This is a genomic window from Streptomyces sp. NPDC102451, assembly GCF_044765485.1.
GTDB lineage: Bacteria > Actinomycetota > Actinomycetes > Streptomycetales > Streptomycetaceae > Streptomyces.
Genome location: NZ_JBIWKD010000007.1, coordinates 162,148 through 179,207, shown reverse-complemented (window position 1 = coordinate 179,207; position 17,060 = coordinate 162,148). Strand labels below are relative to the sequence as shown.

Sequence of the window (17,060 nt, the reverse complement as noted above, 5' to 3'; positions counted from 1 at the left end):
GGAGCTGACACCGGGCACTTCGTGCCTCCCCCGCCCGTTCACAGCGTGGCGGCCGGGGGAGGTACGGTTGCCGTCGACCAGCGCCAGTTGCCTGTACGAGACGGAGTGGCACCGGATGCAGCACGCAGTGGGGGCCCCGCTGCCGCCGCCCCAGGGTCCCGGTAACGGGCCGTGGACGCACCAGGCCCAGCACTCAGGCCACCCCGGACAAGCGGGGCCGCCGCCCCCTCCCATGGCACCGGGGACGCAGCCCCAGGCGCCCGCGCCCCAGCACGCCCCCGTTCCGCCCTCCCGGGAGACCACCGGGCACATCCAGCTGCCGCCCGGCGGGCCCGTCCCGCTGCCCGCGCCGCCCGCGGAGCCGGGCACCGGCGCCGCGACCCTGGCCGTGCTGCTGATCGGGCCCGCCGGAGCCGGCAAGACGACGGTCGCCAAGCTCTGGGCGGGCCGCCGCCGGGTCCCCACCGCGCACGTCTCCCTGGACGACGTCCGCGAGTGGGTCTGCTCCGGCTTCGCCGACCCGCAGGCCGGCTGGAACGACCACTCCGAAGCGCAGTACCGCCTGGCCAGGCGCACCTGCGGCTTCGCCGCCCGTAACTTCCTGGCCAACGGCATCTCCTGCATCCTCGACGACGCCGTCTTCCCCGACCGGCCCGTTGTCGGCCTGGGCGGCTGGAAGCGCCATGTGGGCCCCGGACTGCTGCCCGTGGTCCTCCTGCCCGGCCTGGAGGTCGTCCTGGAGCGCAACGCGGCACGCAGCGGGAACCGCAGGCTCTCCGACGAGGAGGTCGCCCGGATCCACGGCCGCATGGCCGGCTGGTACGGCTCCGGCCTGCCGATCATCGACAACTCCACCTACGACGTCGAGACGACCGCCCGGGTCCTCGACGACGTCCTGGCGCGCTCCATAGCCAGCCCGCCCGCCTGGTAGCGGCCGCGCGGTTCCCGGTCGGGTGCGCTGACCGGGCGGGGCCGGGCGCGCGCTCGTAGGCTCGGAAACATGTCAGAGGTGTACGCCGTCCGACGCGGGCTGCTGCGTGACCGGTACGCCGCCGCCGGATCCGCGGCCGCCCTGGTCTCCCGCCCCGCCAACGTCCGCTATCTAGCGGGCGGGGCCCCACCCGGCGCCGTGCTGCTGCTCGGCCCCGGCGAGGACGTCCTGCTCAGCCCCCGCGCGCCGACCGGGGATCCCGCCCACGGGCGCCCCGACGAGGCGCTGCGGCTGACCGTCCTGCCCGATGCCGACAGCGACCCGGTCGTCGCGGCCGCCGGTCTAGTCGGCGGCCTGGGCGTCGACTCCCTGTCGGTCGAGGAGCACGACCTGACGGTCGCCCGCCACCGCGCCATGAGTTCCGTCGCCCCACGCCTGCGCCTGGGCGACCTCGGCACCACGGTGGAGCAGCTGCGTCTGGTGAAGGACGAGGAGGAGATCGCCTGTCTGCGGATCGCCGCCGAGATCACCGACCAGGCGCTCGGGGAGCTCCTCGAATCCATCCTGGTGGGCCGCACCGAACGCCATCTCGCACTGGAGCTGGAGCGCCGGCTGGTGGACCACGGTGCCGACGGCCCGGCCTTCGCCACCTCCGTGGGCACGGGCCCCCACTCCGGTCTCGGCCGCCACCGGCCCACCGACCGCAGGGTCGAGGAAGGTGATTTCCTCTCCGTCTGCCTGGGGGCGAACTACCGCGGCTACCGCTGCGAGATCGGCCGGACCTTCGTCATCGGGACCAGCCCCGCGGACTGGCAGATCGAGCTCTACGACCTTGTTTTCGCCGCTCAGAGGGCCGGACGGGAGGCTCTCGTACCCGGTGCCGCCTACGGTGACGTGGACCGCGCGGCCCGCCATCTCCTGGACTCGGCGGGTCACTCGGACTGCCTCCAGCCCAGCACCGGGCACGGGGTGGGACTCGAAATCGACGAGGACCCGCAGTTGGCACCGGCAGCCATGGGTAAACTGGACGCTTGCGTGCCGGTCACCGTCGAACCGGGGGTCCACCTCCCGGGCCGGGGCGGTGTCCGGATCGATGACACGCTCGTCGTGCGCCCCGAGGCGGACGGCGGACCCGAGCTACTCACCATTACGACCAAGGAGCTGCTCGCGCTCTAGGGGAACTCCTCACGGAGGGCTCCGGCGCGCATCCTTTGTCGTCCACCAGCTTCAGTCCAGGAGATTCCGCAACCGTGGCTTCCACGAACGACCTCAAGAACGGCCTGGTGCTCAAGCTCGACGGAGGCCAGCTCTGGTCCGTCGTCGAGTTCCAGCACGTCAAGCCCGGCAAGGGCCCCGCCTTCGTGCGCACCAAGCTCAAGAACGTGCTCTCCGGCAAGGTCGTCGACAAGACGTTCAACGCCGGCGTGAAGGTCGAAACGGCCACCATCGACCGCCGCGACATGCAGTTCTCGTACATGGACGGCGAGTACTTCGTCTTCATGGACATGGACACGTACGACCAGCTGATGGTCGACCGCAAGGCCGTCGGCGATGCCGCCAACTTCCTGATCGAGGGCTTCACCGCCTCCGTCGCCCAGCACGAGGGCGAGGTGCTCTACGTCGAGCTGCCCGCCGCGGTCGAGCTGACCATCCAGCACACCGACCCGGGCGTCCAGGGCGACCGCTCCACCGGTGGCTCCAAGCCCGCCACCCTGGAGACCGGTTACGAGATCGGTGTCCCGCTCTTCATCACCACCGGCGAGAAGATCAAGGTCGACACCCGTACGGGCGACTACCTCGGCCGGGTGAACAGCTAACCGTGGCTGCCCGGAACAAGGCCCGCAAGCGCGCCTTCCAGATCCTTTTCGAGGCCGACCAGCGCGGTGAGTCCGTGCAGACGGTCCTCGCGGACTGGGTACGGCTCTCGCGGACCGACGACCGTCAGCCGCCGGTCGGTGAATTCACGATGGAGCTGGTCGAGGGGTACGCGCAGTACGCGGACCGCATCGACGACCTCATCGTCACCTACGCCGTGGACTGGGAGATCGACCGCATGCCGGTCGTCGACCGGAGCATCCTGCGGCTCGGGGCGTACGAGCTGATCTGGATGGACTCGACGCCGGACGCCGTGGTGATCGACGAGGCGGTCCAGCTCGCCAAGGAGTTCTCCACGGACGACTCCCCGACCTTCGTGAACGGCCTGCTGGCCCGGTTCAAGGACCTCAAGCCGAATCTCCGCCGGGAGCAGTAGCCCCCGGCGGCATCGAGCCGAACGAAGGGCCCACGGTCGCGCGCGACCGTGGGCCCTTCGGCGTACCTGCCCGGCCGGGACACGGAAAACGCCGGACCGGCAGAGCCCGAGGGCCCCGCCGGTCCGGCGTCACGTTGTCCGGGCGGGCCGGTCAGCCCTCGTCGTGGGCGACCGCGCGACGCGCGTCGGCGTCCAGCACGCCCCAGCTGATCAGCTGCTCCGTGAGCACGGACGGCGACTGGTCGTAGATCACGGCCAGGGTGCGCAGGTCGTCCTGGCGGATGGAGAGCACCTTGCCGTTGTAGTCGCCGCGCTGGCTCTGGATCGTCGCGGCGTAACGCTGCAGCGGTCCGGCCTTCTCCGGCGGAACGTGGGCCAGGCGCTCGAGGTCGAGGACGAGCTTCGGCGGCGGCTCGGCGGCACCGCCGGGGGTCGTGCCGGGCAGGAGCTCCTGCACCGGGACGCCGTAGAAGTCGGCCAGCTCGGCAAGGCGCTGAACGGTCACGGCGCGGTCGCCGCGCTCGTAGGAACCGACCACGACGGCCTTCCAGCGGCCCTGCGACTTCTCCTCCACGCCGTGGAGGGAGAGGCCCTGCTGGGTGCGGATGGCGCGGAGCTTGGCCCCGAGCTGCTTTGCGTATTCGCTGGACATAAGGCTCCCCGGACGCTGGGACATTCTGCGGCTGGGCCGCGTGGCTGGTAACTCACTGTGAGGTTACGCAGCGTTACTTGGCTGCGTCAAGCCGAGAGGTCCGGACTGCGGCCTCCCGGGGGCGGGTCCAGAGCCTCGCACAAGCCCTGGTAACGTGGATGACGCAATTTCGACGTCCTTTAACGTCCGTCCAGTGAGGCGGAGAAGGAGGTCCGTTTCTTATGGACGCACAGCATGACGACACCGGCAATGCGGCACGCCCCGTTCTCGAGGCTCCCGACATCGCCCGGGTACTGACCCGGATCGCCCACGAGATCGTCGAACGCGCCAGGGGCGCCGACGACGTGGTGCTGCTCGGCATCCCGACACGCGGGGTCTTCCTCGCCCGTCGGCTCGCCGGAAAGCTCGAAGAGATCACCGGCCGGAAGACGCCGGTCGGGTCACTCGACATCACGATGTACCGCGACGATCTGCGGATGCGCCCCGCGCGTGCCCTCGCACGCACGGAGATCCCCGGTGAGGGCATCGAAGGGCGCCTCGTCGTGCTCGTCGACGACGTGCTCTTCTCCGGGCGCACGATCCGCGCCGCGCTCGACGCGCTCGGCGACATCGGCCGGCCCCGTGCCGTACAGCTCGCGGTCCTCGTCGACCGGGGCCACCGCGAACTCCCGATCCGGGCCGACTACGTCGGCAAGAACCTCCCCACGTCGCTGCGGGAGACGGTCAAGGTCCAGCTCGCCGAGGAGGACGGCCGCGACGCCGTGCTGCTCGGTGTCAAGCAGACCGTCCCGGCAGGCGAGCAGTAGCCGAGTCCCGTCCCGTGCGCCCCACCGGCCGCACGGCTGCTTCCGCACGCCCGCCTGCCTGATCCCTCCACCCTTCACGGAGACTCCCAGATGCTGCGCCCTCCCGGGGACAACCCCCGGACCCCCCGTCACCTCATCTCGGCCGCAGACCTCACCCGCGACGACGCCGTCCTGATCCTCGACACCGCCGAGGAGATGGCCAGGGTCGCCGACCGGCCGATCAAGAAGCTTCCCACCCTGCGTGGACGAACGGTCGTCAACCTTTTCTTCGAGGACTCGACCCGGACGCGGATCTCGTTCGAGGCCGCCGCCAAGCGCCTCTCCGCCGACGTCATCAACTTCTCCGCGAAGGGCTCGTCCGTCTCCAAGGGCGAGTCGCTCAAGGACACCGCCCTGACCCTGGAGGCCATGGGCGCCGACGCCGTCGTCATCCGGCACGGCGCCTCCGGAGCCCCGTACCGCCTCGCGACCTCGGGCTGGATCGACAGCGCCGTCGTCAACGCCGGCGACGGCACGCACGAGCACCCCACCCAGGCCCTGCTGGACGCGTTCACGATGCGCCGCAGGCTGGTCGGGCCCGACGAGGGGATCGGCCGTGACCTCGAAGGCCGCCGGATCACGGTCGTCGGCGACATCCTGCACAGCCGCGTGGCCCGCTCCAACGTGCACCTGCTGCACACGCTCGGTGCGCACGTCACCCTGGTGGCCCCGCCCACCCTGGTGCCCGTGGGCGTCGAGCAGTGGCCCTGCGACGTCAGCTACCGCCTCGACGACGTGCTGCCGAAGTCCGACGCGGTCATGATGCTGCGTGTGCAGCGCGAGCGGATGAACGCCGCCTACTTCCCGACCGAGCGCGAGTACTCCCGCCGCTACGGCCTGGACGGTGAGCGCATGGCCAAGATGCCGGAGCACGCCATCGTGATGCACCCCGGCCCGATGGTCCGCGGCATGGAGATCACGGCCGAGGTCGCGGACTCCGACCGCTGCACCGCCGTCGAACAGGTCGCGAACGGCGTCTCCACCCGCATGGCCGTCCTGTACCTGCTGCTGGGCGGTTCCGAGACCGCCCTGCCGTCCGCCTCCGCCCGTACCGAGGAGAACAAGTAACCATGAGCAAGATCCTGATCCGCGGTGCGAAGGTCCTCGGCGGCGAGCCGCAGGACGTCCTCATCGACGGCGAGACGATCGTGGAGACCGGCACCGGCATCGAGGCCGGCGACGCCACCGTGATCGAGGCGGCGGGGCAGATCCTGCTGCCCGGCCTCGTCGACCTGCACACCCACCTGCGCGAGCCCGGCCGCGAGGACTCCGAGACCGTCCTCACCGGCACCAAGGCGGCCGCGGTCGGCGGCTTCACCGCCGTCCACGCCATGGCCAACACCTTCCCCGTCGCCGACACCGCCGGCGTCGTCGAGCAGGTCTGGCGGCTCGGCAAGGAGTCCGGCTACTGCGACGTGCAGCCCGTCGGCGCCGTCACCGTCGGCCTGGAGGGCAAGCAGCTCGCCGAGCTCGGCGCCATGCACGACTCCGCCGCCGGGGTGAAGGTCTTCTCCGACGACGGCAAGTGCGTCGACGACGCCGTCATCATGCGCCGCGCCCTGGAGTACGTGAAGGCCTTCGACGGCGTCGTCGCCCAGCACGCCCAGGAGCCCCGCCTCACCGAGGGCGCCCAGATGAACGAGGGCATCGTCTCGGCCGAGCTCGGTCTCGGCGGCTGGCCCGCCGTCGCCGAGGAGTCGATCATCGCCCGCGACGTCCTCCTCGCCGCCCACGTCGGCTCCCGGGTGCACATCTGCCACCTGTCGACCGCCGGCTCCGTGGAGATCGTCCGCTGGGCCAAGTCCAAGGGCTGGAACGTCACCGCCGAGGTCACCCCGCACCACCTGCTGCTCACCGACGAACTCGTACGGACCTACAACCCGGTCTACAAGGTGAACCCGCCGCTGCGCACCGAGGCCGACGTCATGGCCCTGCGCGAGGCGCTCGCCGACGGCACCATCGACTGCGTGGCCACCGACCACGCCCCGCACCCGCACGAGGACAAGGACTGCGAGTGGGCCGCCGCCGCCATGGGCATGGTGGGCCTGGAGACCGCGCTCTCCGTGGTCCAGCAGACGATGGTGGACACCGGGCTCCTCGACTGGGCGGGCGTCGCCGACCGCATGTCGGTCCGCCCCGCGGCCATCGGCAGGCTCGAAGGACACGGCCGGCCCGTCTCGGCGGGTGAGCCCGCCAACCTCACCCTGGTCGATCCGGCATACCGTGGAGCTGTGGACCCCGCGGGCTTCGCCTCCCGCAGCCGCAACACTCCGTACGAGGGTCGCGAGCTGCCCGGCCGAGTGACCCACACCTTCCTGCGGGGCCGTGCCACGGTCGTCGACGGGAAGCTCGCGTGACATCACTCAACCGCCTGTACCAGCTGGCCGCCGAAGAGAAGTCGGCCGAAGTGACGGACTGGTCCGCCCGCATCAGCTGGGTCCTCGGACTGGTCGTCTTCATCGCGTTCGTCTACTGGCTGATGCGCCAGGGATGGAAGTGGCGGGGGAGTTTGCAGTCCGGCCTGCCCGAGCTCGCGACCACCCCCGAAGGCTTCGCGGACGGTGAGAAGCTCCTCACACTGACCGGCCGCTACCACGCCTCGACGACCGCCGGACAGTGGCTCGACCGGATCGTGGCGCACGGCCTCGGCACCCGCAGCAGGGTCGAGATGACCCTCACCGAGCAGGGCCTCGACGTCGTACGCCCCGGAGCCGCCGACTTCTTCGTACCGGCCGCCGCACTGCGCGGGGCCCGGCTCGACAAGGCGCTCGCCGGCAAGGTCCTGCCCGAGGGCGGCCTGCTGGTCATCACCTGGGCGCACGGCGACCGGCTGATCGACTCCGGCTTCCGCTCCGACCACGCGGCCGAGCACCAGGCCTGGGTCGACGCCGTCGACCACCTCACCGGCGCAGCCGGCAAGAACCTCACCAGCACGACGGAAGGCACCGCACGATGACGATCTCCACCCGGGGAGCCGGAAAAGCTCCCGCCGTACTCGTCCTGGAGGACGGCCGCTCCTTCCGCGGCCGCGCCTACGGGGCCGTGGGGGAGACCTTCGGCGAGGCGGTGTTCTCCACCGGCATGACCGGTTACCAGGAGACGCTGACCGACCCCTCGTACCACCGCCAGGTCGTCGTCATGACCGCCCCGCACGTCGGCAACACCGGCGTGAACGACGAGGACCCCGAGTCCAAGCGGATCTGGGTCTCCGGCTACGTCGTGCGCGACCCCGCCCGGACCCCCTCCAACTGGCGCTCCCGCCGGACGCTGGACGAGGAGCTCACCAGCCAGGGCGTCGTCGGCATCAGCGGCATCGACACCCGTGCGCTCACCCGCCACCTGCGGGAGCGCGGCGCCATGCGCGTCGGTATCTTCTCCGGGAACGCCATCGAGGACGAGGGCGTGCTCCTCGCCAAGGTGCGCCAGGCCCCCGAGATGAAGGGCGCCGACCTCGCGGCCGAGGTCGCCACCAAGGAGGCGTACGTCGTCCCCGCCGTCGGCACCAAGAAGTTCACCGTGGCGGCGATCGACCTCGGCATCAAGGGCATGACCCCGCACCGCATGGCCGAGCGCGGCATCGAGGTGCACGTCCTGCCGGCCACCGCCACCCTCGACGAGGTGTACGCCGTCGAGCCCGACGGCGTCTTCTTCTCCAACGGCCCCGGCGACCCGTCCACCGCCGAGCACCCCGTCTCCCTGATGCAGGGCGTCCTGGAGCGGAAGACCCCGCTCTTCGGCATCTGCTTCGGCAACCAGATCCTGGGCCGCGCCCTCGGCTTCGGCACCTACAAGCTGAAGTACGGCCACCGCGGCATCAACCAGCCCGTGCAGGACCGTACGACCGGCAAGGTCGAGGTCACCGCGCACAACCACGGCTTCGCTGTCGACGCCCCGCTCGACAAGGTCTCCGACACGGCCTTCGGCCGCGCCGAGGTCTCCCACGTATGCCTGAACGACCAGGTCGTCGAAGGGCTGCAGCTGCTCGACCAGCCGGCCTTCAGCGTCCAGTACCACCCCGAAGCAGCCGCGGGCCCGCACGACGCCGCGTACCTCTTCGACCGCTTCGTATCCCTGATGGAGGGCCAGCGTGCCTAAGCGCTCCGATATCCAGTCCGTCCTGGTCATCGGCTCCGGTCCGATCGTCATCGGGCAGGCCGCCGAGTTCGACTACTCCGGCACCCAGGCCTGCCGCGTGCTCAAGGCCGAGGGCCTGCGCGTCATCCTGGTGAACTCCAACCCGGCGACGATCATGACCGACCCGGAGATCGCCGACGCCACGTACGTCGAGCCGATCACCCCCGAGTTCGTCGAGAAGATCATCGCCAAGGAGCGCCCCGACGCGCTGCTCCCGACCCTGGGCGGCCAGACCGCGCTCAACACCGCCATCTCCATGCACGACAACGGTGTGCTGGAGAAGTACGGCGTCGAGCTCATCGGCGCCAACGTCGAGGCCATCAACAAGGGCGAGGACCGCGACCTCTTCAAGGGCGTCGTCGAAGCCGTCAAGGCGAAGATCGGTTACGGCGAGTCCGCCCGCTCCGTCATCTGCCACACCATGGACGACGTCATCGGGGGCGTCGACACCCTCGGCGGCTACCCCGTGGTCGTCCGCCCCTCCTTCACCATGGGCGGCGCCGGCTCCGGCTTCGCCCACGACGAGGAGGAGCTGCGCCGCATCGCCGGACAGGGCCTCACGCTCTCGCCGACCACCGAGGTGCTCCTGGAGGAGTCCATCCTCGGCTGGAAGGAGTACGAGCTGGAGCTGATGCGCGACAAGAACGACAACGTCGTGGTCGTCTGCTCCATCGAGAACTTCGACCCGATGGGCGTCCACACCGGTGACTCGATCACCGTCGCCCCCTCGATGACGCTCACCGACCGTGAGTACCAGCGGCTGCGTGACATCGGCATCGCGATCATCCGCGAGGTCGGCGTCGACACCGGCGGCTGCAACATCCAGTTCGCCATCGACCCGGTCGACGGCCGGATCATCGTGATCGAGATGAACCCGCGCGTCTCCCGCTCCTCGGCGCTGGCCTCGAAGGCCACCGGCTTCCCGATCGCCAAGATCGCCGCCAAGCTGGCCGTCGGCTACACGCTCGACGAGATCCCCAACGACATCACCGAGAAGACGCCGGCCTCCTTCGAGCCGTCCCTCGACTACGTCGTGGTCAAGGCCCCGCGCTTCGCCTTCGAGAAGTTCCCGTCCGCGGACTCCACCCTCACCACCACCATGAAGTCGGTGGGCGAGGCCATGGCGATCGGCCGCAACTTCACCGAGGCCCTGCAGAAGGCCCTGCGCTCCCTGGAGAAGAAGGGCTCGCAGTTCGCCTTCACCGGGGAGCCCGGCGACAAGGCCGAGCTGCTCGCCGAGGCCGTCCGCCCCACCGACGGCCGCATCAACACCGTGATGCAGGCGATCCGCGCCGGTGCCACCCAGGAGGAGGTCTTCGACTCCACGAAGATCGATCCCTGGTTCGTCGACCAGCTCTTCCTGATCAAGGAGATCGCCGACGAGCTGGCCGCCGCCGAGCGCCTGGAAACCGAGCTGCTCGCCGAGGCCAAGCGGCACGGCTTCTCCGACGCGCAGATCGGTGAGATCCGCGGGCTGCGCGAGGACGTCGTGCGCGAGGTCCGGCACGCCCTCGGTATCCGCCCGGTCTACAAGACGGTCGACACCTGCGCCGCCGAGTTCGCCGCGAGGACGCCGTACTTCTACTCCTCCTACGACGAGGAGAGCGAGGTCGCGCCGCGCACCAAGCCCGCGGTGATCATCCTCGGCTCCGGTCCGAACCGCATCGGCCAGGGCATCGAGTTCGACTACTCCTGCGTCCACGCCTCGTTCGCCCTGAGCGACGCGGGCTACGAGACCGTGATGGTCAACTGCAACCCGGAGACCGTCTCCACGGACTACGACACCTCCGACCGGCTCTACTTCGAGCCGCTCACGCTGGAGGACGTCCTGGAGATCGTGCACGCCGAGTCGCTCGCGGGCCCGATCGCCGGTGTCATCGTCCAGCTCGGCGGCCAGACCCCGCTCGGCCTGTCGCAGGCGCTCAAGGACAACGGCGTCCCGGTCGTGGGCACCTCCCCGGAGGCCATCCACGCCGCCGAGGACCGCGGCGCGTTCGGCCGGGTGCTCGCCGAGGCCGGTCTGCCGGCCCCGAAGCACGGCACCGCCACCACCTTCGCCGAGGCCAAGGCCATCGCCGACGAGATCGGCTACCCCGTCCTCGTACGCCCGTCGTACGTGCTCGGTGGCCGCGGCATGGAGATCGTCTACGACGAGACCCGGCTCTCCTCGTACATCGAGGAGTCCACCGAGATCAGCCCCACCCGGCCGGTCCTGGTCGACCGCTTCCTCGACGACGCCATCGAGATCGACGTCGACGCGCTCTACGACGGCACCGAGCTCTACCTCGGCGGCGTCATGGAGCACATCGAGGAGGCCGGCATCCACTCCGGCGACTCCGCCTGCGCGCTGCCCCCGATCACCCTCGGCGGCTACGACATCAAGCGGCTGCGGGCCTCCACCGAGGGCATCGCCAAGGGCGTAGGCGTGCGCGGACTGATCAACATCCAGTTCGCCCTCTCCGGCGACATCCTGTACGTCCTGGAGGCCAACCCCCGCGCCTCGCGGACCGTCCCCTTCACCTCGAAGGCGACCGCGGTCCCGCTCGCCAAGGCCGCAGCCCGCATCTCGCTCGGCGCCACCGTCGCCGAGCTGCGCGAGGAGGGCCTGCTGCCGAAGACCGGCGACGGCGGCACCCTGCCGCTGGACGCGCCGATCTCCGTCAAGGAGGCCGTCATGCCCTGGTCGCGCTTCCGCGACATCCAGGGCCGCGGAGTCGACACGGTCCTCGGCCCGGAGATGCGCTCCACCGGTGAGGTCATGGGCATCGACTCCGTCTTCGGCACGGCTTACGCCAAGTCGCAGGCCGGCGCCTACGGACCGCTGCCCACCAAGGGCCGTGCCTTCATCTCGGTCGCCAACCGCGACAAGCGCACGATGATCTTCCCGGCACGCGAGCTGGTCGCCCACGGCTTCGAGCTGATGGCCACCTCCGGCACCGCCGAGGTCCTCAAGCGCAACGGCATCAACGCCACGGTCGTGCGCAAGCTCTCCGAGGGCGAGGGCCCGAACGGCGAGAAGACCATCGTCCAGCTGATCCACGACGGCGAGGTCGACCTCATCGTCAACACGCCGTACGGAACGGGCGGCCGGCTCGACGGCTACGAGATCCGCACCGCGGCCGTGGCCAGGTCCGTGCCGTGCCTCACGACGGTCCAGGCGCTCGCCGCCGCCGTCCAGGGCATCGACGCGCTCAACCACGGAGGCGTCGGCGTACGTTCCCTCCAGGAACACGCGGAACATCTGATCGCGGCCCGCGACTAGCAGCCCAGCAGGGGGACACCGGAAACGGTGTCCCCCTCTTCATGAGGACACCGTGATGTACAAACTCTTCTTCCAGCTGGTCTTCAAGCGGATGGACCCCGAGCAGGCCCACCACGCCGCGTTCCGGTGGATCCGCCTCGCCGCCCGGATCCCCGTGCTGCGCACCTTCGTCGCTGCCGCGCTCGCCCCCCGCCACGAGGAGCTGCGCACCGAGGCGCTCGGCCTGCGGATGCACGGTCCCTTCGGGCTCGCCGCCGGCTTCGACAAGAACGCCGTCGCCATCGACGGCATGTCCATGCTCGGCTTCGACCACATCGAGATCGGCACGGTCACCGGCGAGCCGCAGCCCGGCAACCCGAAGAAGCGGCTGTTCCGCCTCGTCGAGGACCGGGCGCTCATCAACCGCATGGGCTTCAACAACGAGGGCTCCGCGGCCGTCGCCGAGCGCCTCGCCGCCCGTAACCCCGTCTTCCGGACAACGGTCGGCGTCAACATCGGCAAGACCAAGGTCGTGCCGGAGGCCGAGGCCGCCGCCGACTACGTGAAGTCCACCGAGCGGCTCGCCGCCCACGCCGACTACCTAGTCGTGAACGTCTCCTCGCCCAACACACCCGGCCTGCGCAACCTCCAGGCCACCGAGTCGCTCCGTCCGCTGCTCACCGCCGTACGCGAGGCCGCCGACCGCACCGTCACCACCCGGCGGGTCCCGCTGCTCGTCAAGATCGCCCCGGACCTCGCGGACGAGGACGTCGACGCGGTCGCCGACCTCGCCGTTGAGCTCGGTCTGGACGGCATCATCGCCACCAACACCACCATCGCCCGCGACGGCCTGGGCCTGAGGTCCGACGTGTCCCTGGTCAAGGAGACCGGGGGACTCTCCGGAGCACCCCTCAAGGAGCGCTCCCTGGAGGTCCTGAGCCGCCTGTACGCCCGTGTGGGGACCCGGATCACCCTGGTGGGCGTCGGGGGCATCGAGAACGCCGAGGACGCCTGGCAGCGCATCCTGGCCGGTGCCACGCTCGTCCAGGGCTACAGCGCTTTCATCTACGAGGGCCCGTTCTACGCCCGCGCGATCCACAAGGGCCTGGCGGCCCGCCTGGCAGCATCCCCGTACGCCACCCTCGCCGAGGCCGTCGGCGCCGAGACACGGAAGGTCATGCAGTGACCCTTGAACCCTTCGGCGCGCGCCTGCGCCACGCCATGGACACCCGCGGGCCGCTCTGCGTCGGCATCGACCCGCACGCCTCCCTGCTCACCTCCTGGGGTCTGAACGACGACGTCGCCGGACTGGAGCGCTTCACACGTACGGTCGTCGAGGCGCTGGCCGACCGGGTCGCCGTCCTGAAGCCGCAGTCCGCGTTCTTCGAGCGCTTCGGATCCCGCGGCATCGCAGTCCTGGAGAAGGCCGTGGAGGAGGCCCGCGCGGCCGGTGCCCTCGTGCTGATGGACGCCAAGCGCGGCGACATCGGCTCCACGATGGAGGCCTACGCGGCCACCTACCTCGACAAGGACTCGCCGCTCTTCTCCGACGCGGTCACCGTCTCGCCCTACCTCGGCTTCGGCTCGCTGCGGCCCGCGCTCGACGCCGCCGCGGTCTCCGGAGCGGGCGTCTTCGTGCTCGCCCTCACCTCCAACCCGGAGGGCGCGGAGGTCCAGCGCGCCACCGCGGCGGACGGACGGCCGCTGGCCCAGGTGATGCTCGACCACATGGCCGCCGAGAACGCGGGCGTGACGCCGCTCGGCTCCGTCGGCGCGGTGGTCGGTGCCACGCTCGGGGACGCCGGCGTGGACCTGTCGGTCAACGGTCCGCTGCTCGCCCCCGGCATCGGCGCCCAGGGCGCGACGCCGGCGGATCTTCCCCGCGTCTTCGGCGCCGCGGTGCGCAATGTCGTGCCCAGCGTGAGCAGGGGCGTGCTGCGCCACGGACCGGACGCGTCAGGGCTGCGCGAAGCCGCCGGACGGTTCGCGGACGAGGTCCGTACGGCCGTCCCGGAAAGCTGACCATGCCACGTAACTGCCTGTTGACGGAATCCTGACCAAAATTCCGGGTTGTTATGAGCGGAATGTCCGGGTCGGCTCATGCTGACCAGGACTTTTCGTCTGTTCTCGCTGACTCAGGCGGCCATGCCCGCTAGTCTCCGTCGAGAGCCAACGAGTACACGTTGTTCGTTGCTCACCAGGTGTGGGGCTACCAGTTCCTCACCGGTCCGTATCCGACAGATCGACATCCGAGGTGACGTAGGCGTGGCTCTTCCGCCCCTTACCCCTGAACAGCGCGCAGCCGCGCTCGAAAAGGCCGCCGCGGCTCGCCGGGAGCGGGCCGAGGTCAAGAATCGACTCAAGCACTCCGGCGCCTCCCTCCATGAGGTCATCAAGTCGGGCCAGGAGAACGACGTCATCGGCAAGATGAAGGTCTCCGCCCTTCTCGAGTCCCTGCCGGGCGTGGGCAAGGTCCGCGCCAAGCAGATCATGGAGCGTCTCGGCATCTCCGAGAGCCGCCGGGTCCGGGGTCTTGGCTCCAACCAGATCGCATCCTTGGAGCGTGAGTTCGGCGGCAGCGCCGCCTGACGTTCTCAGGCACTCCTGAGAACCTGGATAATCGCCCCATGGCTGCAACATCCCGGGGGACGTCCCCCGTACCCCCGGACGTACGTCCGCGGCTGACCGTGCTCTCCGGCCCCTCAGGGGTCGGCAAGAGCACGGTCGTCGCTCATATGCGCACGGTTCACCCCGAGGTCTGGCTCTCCGTGTCGGCCACGACACGCAAGCCGCGCCCCGGGGAGCGCAACGGTGTGCACTACTTCTTCGTGGACAACGAGGAGTTCGACAAGCTGATCGCCAACGGCGAGCTGCTGGAGTGGGCCGAGTTCGCCGGCAACCGGTACGGCACACCCCGCAGGGCCGTGCTCGACCGCCTCGAGGCGGGTGAGCCGGTGCTGCTGGAGATCGACCTCCAGGGCGCCCGGCTGGTCCGCCAGTCGATGCCCGAGGCCCAGCTCGTCTTCCTGGCCCCGCCCGGCTGGGACGAGCTGGTGCGCCGGCTCACCGGCCGCGGGACGGAGTCGCAGGAGGTGATCGAGCGCCGCCTCGCGGCGGCGAAGGTCGAGCTGGCCGCCGAGGCCGAGTTCGACACGACCCTCGTCAACACCTCGGTCGAGGACGTGGCACGCGAGCTGCTAACGTTGATGCTGCAGGCTTCCGGCCTCCGTGGTACCGACGACTGACCTCAGGTCCCGACCGCTCCACGGACGCAGAGCATCACCACTGCGGAACCAGCACGATCAAAGATCTCTTTGATCTCTATCCCCTTCGGAAGGCAGAGAGTGTCCTCTTCCATCACCACGCCCGAGGGCATCATCAACCCGCCGATTGATGAGCTCCTCGAGGCCACCGACTCGAAGTACAGCCTTGTGATCTACGCCGCCAAGCGGGCGCGTCAGATCAACGCGTACTACTCGCAGCTCGGCGAAGGCCTCCTCGAGTACGTCGGTCCGCTCGTCGACACCCACGTGCACGAGAAGCCGCTCTCGATCGCGCTCCGCGAGATCAACGCGGGCCTGCTGACCTCCGAGGCCATCGAGGGCCCCGCGCAGTAAGCAGGCGGCACGAAACGCACCTTCACCCCAGGCCCGGCGGTCGTTTCCGCCGGGCCTGCGGTGTGTCCGGCACCGGACCCGCCGGACCGCGTCCCGGACGGTGAGGCAGCATGGAGGGCGTACGTCATGAGCCGCACGCGAGTGCGCAGGGACACGAGTGCGGGGAGACGCAGTGGAGAAGCCCAAGGTCGTCCTGGGGGTCAGCGGAGGCATCGCCGCGTACAAGGCGTGCGAGCTGCTGCGCAGGCTGACCGAGTCCGGCCACGACGTACGGGTCGTCCCGACCGACGCGTCGCTGAACTTCGTCGGGGCGGCCACCTGGTCGGCCCTCTCCGGGAACCCCGTGTCGACCGAGGTCTGGGACAGCGTGCACGAGGTGCCGCACGTCCGCATCGGCCAGGGCGCCGACCTCGTCGTGGTCGCCCCGGCCACCGCCGACATGCTCGCCAAGGCCGCCCACGGCCTCGCCGACGACCTCCTCACCAACACCCTGCTCACCGCACGCTGTCCGGTCGTCTTCGCACCCGCGATGCACACCGAGATGTGGGAGCACCCCGCCACCCAGGAGAACGTCGCCACCCTGCGCCGTCGCGGCGCCGTCGTCATCGAGCCCGCCGTCGGCAGGCTCACCGGTGTGGACACCGGCAAGGGCCGGCTGCCCGACCCGGGGGAGATCTTCGAGGTCTGCCGCCGCGTCCTGACCCGGGGCCCCGGCGCCCCCGACCTCGCGGGGCGGCACGTGGTGATCAGCGCGGGCGGCACCCGCGAACCGCTGGACCCGGTCCGCTACCTGGGCAACCGCTCCTCCGGCAAGCAGGGCTACGCGCTGGCCCGCACCGCCGTCGCCCGCGGCGCCCGGGTCACGCTGATCGAGGCCAACACGGGCCTCCCCGACCCCGCGGGCGCGGACGTCGTGCGCGCCGGGACCGCCGTACAGCTGCGCGAGGCCGTGCTGAAGGCGGCGGCCGACGCCGACGTCGTGGTGATGGCCGCGGCGGTCGCCGACTTCCGGCCCGCCGCGTACGCGACGGGGAAGATCAAGAAGAAGGACGGCCAGGAGCCGGCCCCCATCACGCTCGTCCGCAACCCCGACATCCTCGCCGAGGTCGCCTCGGACCGGGCCCGGGAGGGGCAGCTCGTCGTCGGATTCGCCGCCGAGACCGACGACGTCCTCGCCAACGGCCGCGAGAAGCTCCGCCGCAAGGGCTGTGATCTCCTCGTCGTGAACGAGGTGGGGGAGCGCAAGACCTTCGGGTCCGAGGAGAACGAAGCCGTCGTGCTCGGGTCCGACGGTGGCGAGACCCCTGTGCCGTACGGGCCCAAGGAAGCACTCGCCGACACGGTGTGGGACCTGGTGGCGGCGCGCTTCGGCTAGATTGCGAGAACCCC

Annotated in this window: 17 protein-coding genes; 16 read left to right on the top strand and 1 reads right to left on the bottom strand. The window is 70.5% G+C overall.

The features are described 5' to 3' along the window. The first annotated feature begins 115 nt into the window (after nt 1–115). The 4 genes from ACIRD8_RS18465 to nusB all read left to right on the top strand — a co-directional run bounded on the left by ACIRD8_RS18465 (nt 116) and on the right by nusB (nt 3,182). Nucleotides 116–931: a Pro-rich N-terminal domain-containing protein gene (locus tag ACIRD8_RS18465; RefSeq protein ID WP_403992233.1), complete on the top strand. Its 816-nt coding sequence runs from the start codon at nt 116–118 to the stop codon at nt 929–931. 69 nt (nt 932–1,000) lie between these two features. Further along, entirely contained in the window at nt 1,001–2,107 is a 1,107-nt protein-coding gene (locus ACIRD8_RS18460; RefSeq protein WP_403992230.1) for a M24 family metallopeptidase, read from the top strand. A gap of 74 nt (nt 2,108–2,181) precedes the next feature. Beyond that, nucleotides 2,182–2,748, top strand: a complete 567-nt coding sequence (efp, locus tag ACIRD8_RS18455; protein ID WP_014044814.1) for an elongation factor P — start codon at nt 2,182–2,184, stop codon at nt 2,746–2,748. Nucleotides 2,749–2,750: 2 nt separating this feature from the next. Then, nucleotides 2,751–3,182 (top strand): transcription antitermination factor NusB, encoded by a 432-nt coding sequence (gene nusB / locus ACIRD8_RS18450; RefSeq protein WP_073751719.1) that lies wholly within the window; start codon nt 2,751–2,753, stop codon nt 3,180–3,182. Nucleotides 3,183–3,333: 151 nt separating this feature from the next. Here the strand turns inward: nusB and bldD are convergent, their stop codons facing one another. Beyond that, the gene (bldD, locus tag ACIRD8_RS18445) at nt 3,334–3,834 is read right to left on the bottom strand and encodes a transcriptional regulator BldD (protein ID WP_014157378.1); all 501 of its coding nucleotides are present in this window, start codon (nt 3,832–3,834) and stop codon (nt 3,334–3,336) included. 221 nt (nt 3,835–4,055) lie between these two features. On the opposite strand from bldD, the gene pyrR reads away from it, so the two are divergent. The 12 genes from pyrR (at nt 4,056) to coaBC (ending at nt 17,046) form a co-directional block, all read left to right on the top strand. After that, entirely contained in the window at nt 4,056–4,640 is a 585-nt protein-coding gene (gene pyrR, locus ACIRD8_RS18440) for a bifunctional pyr operon transcriptional regulator/uracil phosphoribosyltransferase PyrR (protein ID WP_403992227.1), read from the top strand. A gap of 90 nt (nt 4,641–4,730) precedes the next feature. Continuing rightward, a complete protein-coding gene (locus ACIRD8_RS18435) occupies nt 4,731–5,747 on the top strand; it encodes an aspartate carbamoyltransferase catalytic subunit (RefSeq protein ID WP_403992224.1) in 1,017 nt (338 codons plus the stop codon). A 2-nt stretch (nt 5,748–5,749) separates the two neighbouring features. Then, nucleotides 5,750–7,036 carry a dihydroorotase gene (locus tag ACIRD8_RS18430; RefSeq protein ID WP_403992222.1) on the top strand — a complete coding sequence of 429 codons (1,287 nt, stop codon included), beginning with the start codon at nt 5,750–5,752 and terminating at the stop codon, nt 7,034–7,036. Next, the gene (locus ACIRD8_RS18425) at nt 7,033–7,635 is read left to right on the top strand and encodes a hypothetical protein (protein WP_403992219.1); all 603 of its coding nucleotides are present in this window, start codon (nt 7,033–7,035) and stop codon (nt 7,633–7,635) included. Before ACIRD8_RS18430 ends, ACIRD8_RS18425 begins: the two co-directional genes overlap by 4 nt. Next, a complete protein-coding gene (gene carA, locus ACIRD8_RS18420; protein WP_403992216.1) occupies nt 7,632–8,774 on the top strand; it encodes a glutamine-hydrolyzing carbamoyl-phosphate synthase small subunit in 1,143 nt (380 codons plus the stop codon). The genes ACIRD8_RS18425 and carA overlap by 4 nt, the downstream gene beginning before the upstream one ends. Then, nucleotides 8,767–12,075 carry a carbamoyl-phosphate synthase large subunit gene (gene carB, locus ACIRD8_RS18415; RefSeq protein WP_403992213.1) on the top strand — a complete coding sequence of 1,103 codons (3,309 nt, stop codon included), beginning with the start codon at nt 8,767–8,769 and terminating at the stop codon, nt 12,073–12,075. Before carA ends, carB begins: the two co-directional genes overlap by 8 nt. A gap of 55 nt (nt 12,076–12,130) precedes the next feature. Beyond that, the gene (locus tag ACIRD8_RS18410) at nt 12,131–13,240 is read left to right on the top strand and encodes a quinone-dependent dihydroorotate dehydrogenase (RefSeq protein ID WP_403992210.1); all 1,110 of its coding nucleotides are present in this window, start codon (nt 12,131–12,133) and stop codon (nt 13,238–13,240) included. After that, nucleotides 13,237–14,076 carry an orotidine-5'-phosphate decarboxylase gene (gene pyrF, locus ACIRD8_RS18405; RefSeq protein ID WP_403992207.1) on the top strand — a complete coding sequence of 280 codons (840 nt, stop codon included), beginning with the start codon at nt 13,237–13,239 and terminating at the stop codon, nt 14,074–14,076. The genes ACIRD8_RS18410 and pyrF overlap by 4 nt, the downstream gene beginning before the upstream one ends. 243 nt (nt 14,077–14,319) lie before the next feature. After that, nucleotides 14,320–14,643 carry an integration host factor gene (locus ACIRD8_RS18400; RefSeq protein WP_018524251.1) on the top strand — a complete coding sequence of 108 codons (324 nt, stop codon included), beginning with the start codon at nt 14,320–14,322 and terminating at the stop codon, nt 14,641–14,643. Between the two features lie 38 nt (nt 14,644–14,681). Beyond that, on the top strand, nt 14,682–15,299 hold the full coding sequence (gene gmk / locus ACIRD8_RS18395) for a guanylate kinase (RefSeq protein ID WP_403992203.1): 618 nt from the start codon (nt 14,682–14,684) through the stop codon (nt 15,297–15,299). Nucleotides 15,300–15,398: 99 nt separating this feature from the next. Beyond that, nucleotides 15,399–15,671, top strand: coding sequence for a DNA-directed RNA polymerase subunit omega (gene rpoZ / locus ACIRD8_RS18390; RefSeq protein ID WP_003970369.1), 273 nt, complete (start codon nt 15,399–15,401; stop codon nt 15,669–15,671). A gap of 172 nt (nt 15,672–15,843) precedes the next feature. Then, entirely contained in the window at nt 15,844–17,046 is a 1,203-nt protein-coding gene (gene coaBC / locus ACIRD8_RS18385) for a bifunctional phosphopantothenoylcysteine decarboxylase/phosphopantothenate--cysteine ligase CoaBC (protein ID WP_403992200.1), read from the top strand. Nucleotides 17,047–17,060: the final 14 nt, after the last annotated feature.

What these genes read in the sequence shown, in the direction of transcription:
- bldD (WP_014157378.1), bottom strand. Translation starts at nt 3,834, where the DNA reads ATGTCCAGCGAATACGCAAAGCAGCTCGGGGCCAAGCTCCGCGCCATC.
- ACIRD8_RS18460 (WP_403992230.1), top strand. Translation starts at nt 1,001, where the DNA reads ATGTCAGAGGTGTACGCCGTCCGACGCGGGCTGCTGCGTGACCGGTAC.
- ACIRD8_RS18430 (WP_403992222.1), top strand. Translation starts at nt 5,750, where the DNA reads ATGAGCAAGATCCTGATCCGCGGTGCGAAGGTCCTCGGCGGCGAGCCG.
- carA (WP_403992216.1), top strand. Translation starts at nt 7,632, where the DNA reads ATGACGATCTCCACCCGGGGAGCCGGAAAAGCTCCCGCCGTACTCGTC.
- gmk (WP_403992203.1), top strand. Translation starts at nt 14,682, where the DNA reads ATGGCTGCAACATCCCGGGGGACGTCCCCCGTACCCCCGGACGTACGT.
- pyrR (WP_403992227.1), top strand. Translation starts at nt 4,056, where the DNA reads ATGGACGCACAGCATGACGACACCGGCAATGCGGCACGCCCCGTTCTC.
- ACIRD8_RS18435 (WP_403992224.1), top strand. Translation starts at nt 4,731, where the DNA reads ATGCTGCGCCCTCCCGGGGACAACCCCCGGACCCCCCGTCACCTCATC.
- ACIRD8_RS18465 (WP_403992233.1), top strand. Translation starts at nt 116, where the DNA reads ATGCAGCACGCAGTGGGGGCCCCGCTGCCGCCGCCCCAGGGTCCCGGT.
- ACIRD8_RS18410 (WP_403992210.1), top strand. Translation starts at nt 12,131, where the DNA reads ATGTACAAACTCTTCTTCCAGCTGGTCTTCAAGCGGATGGACCCCGAG.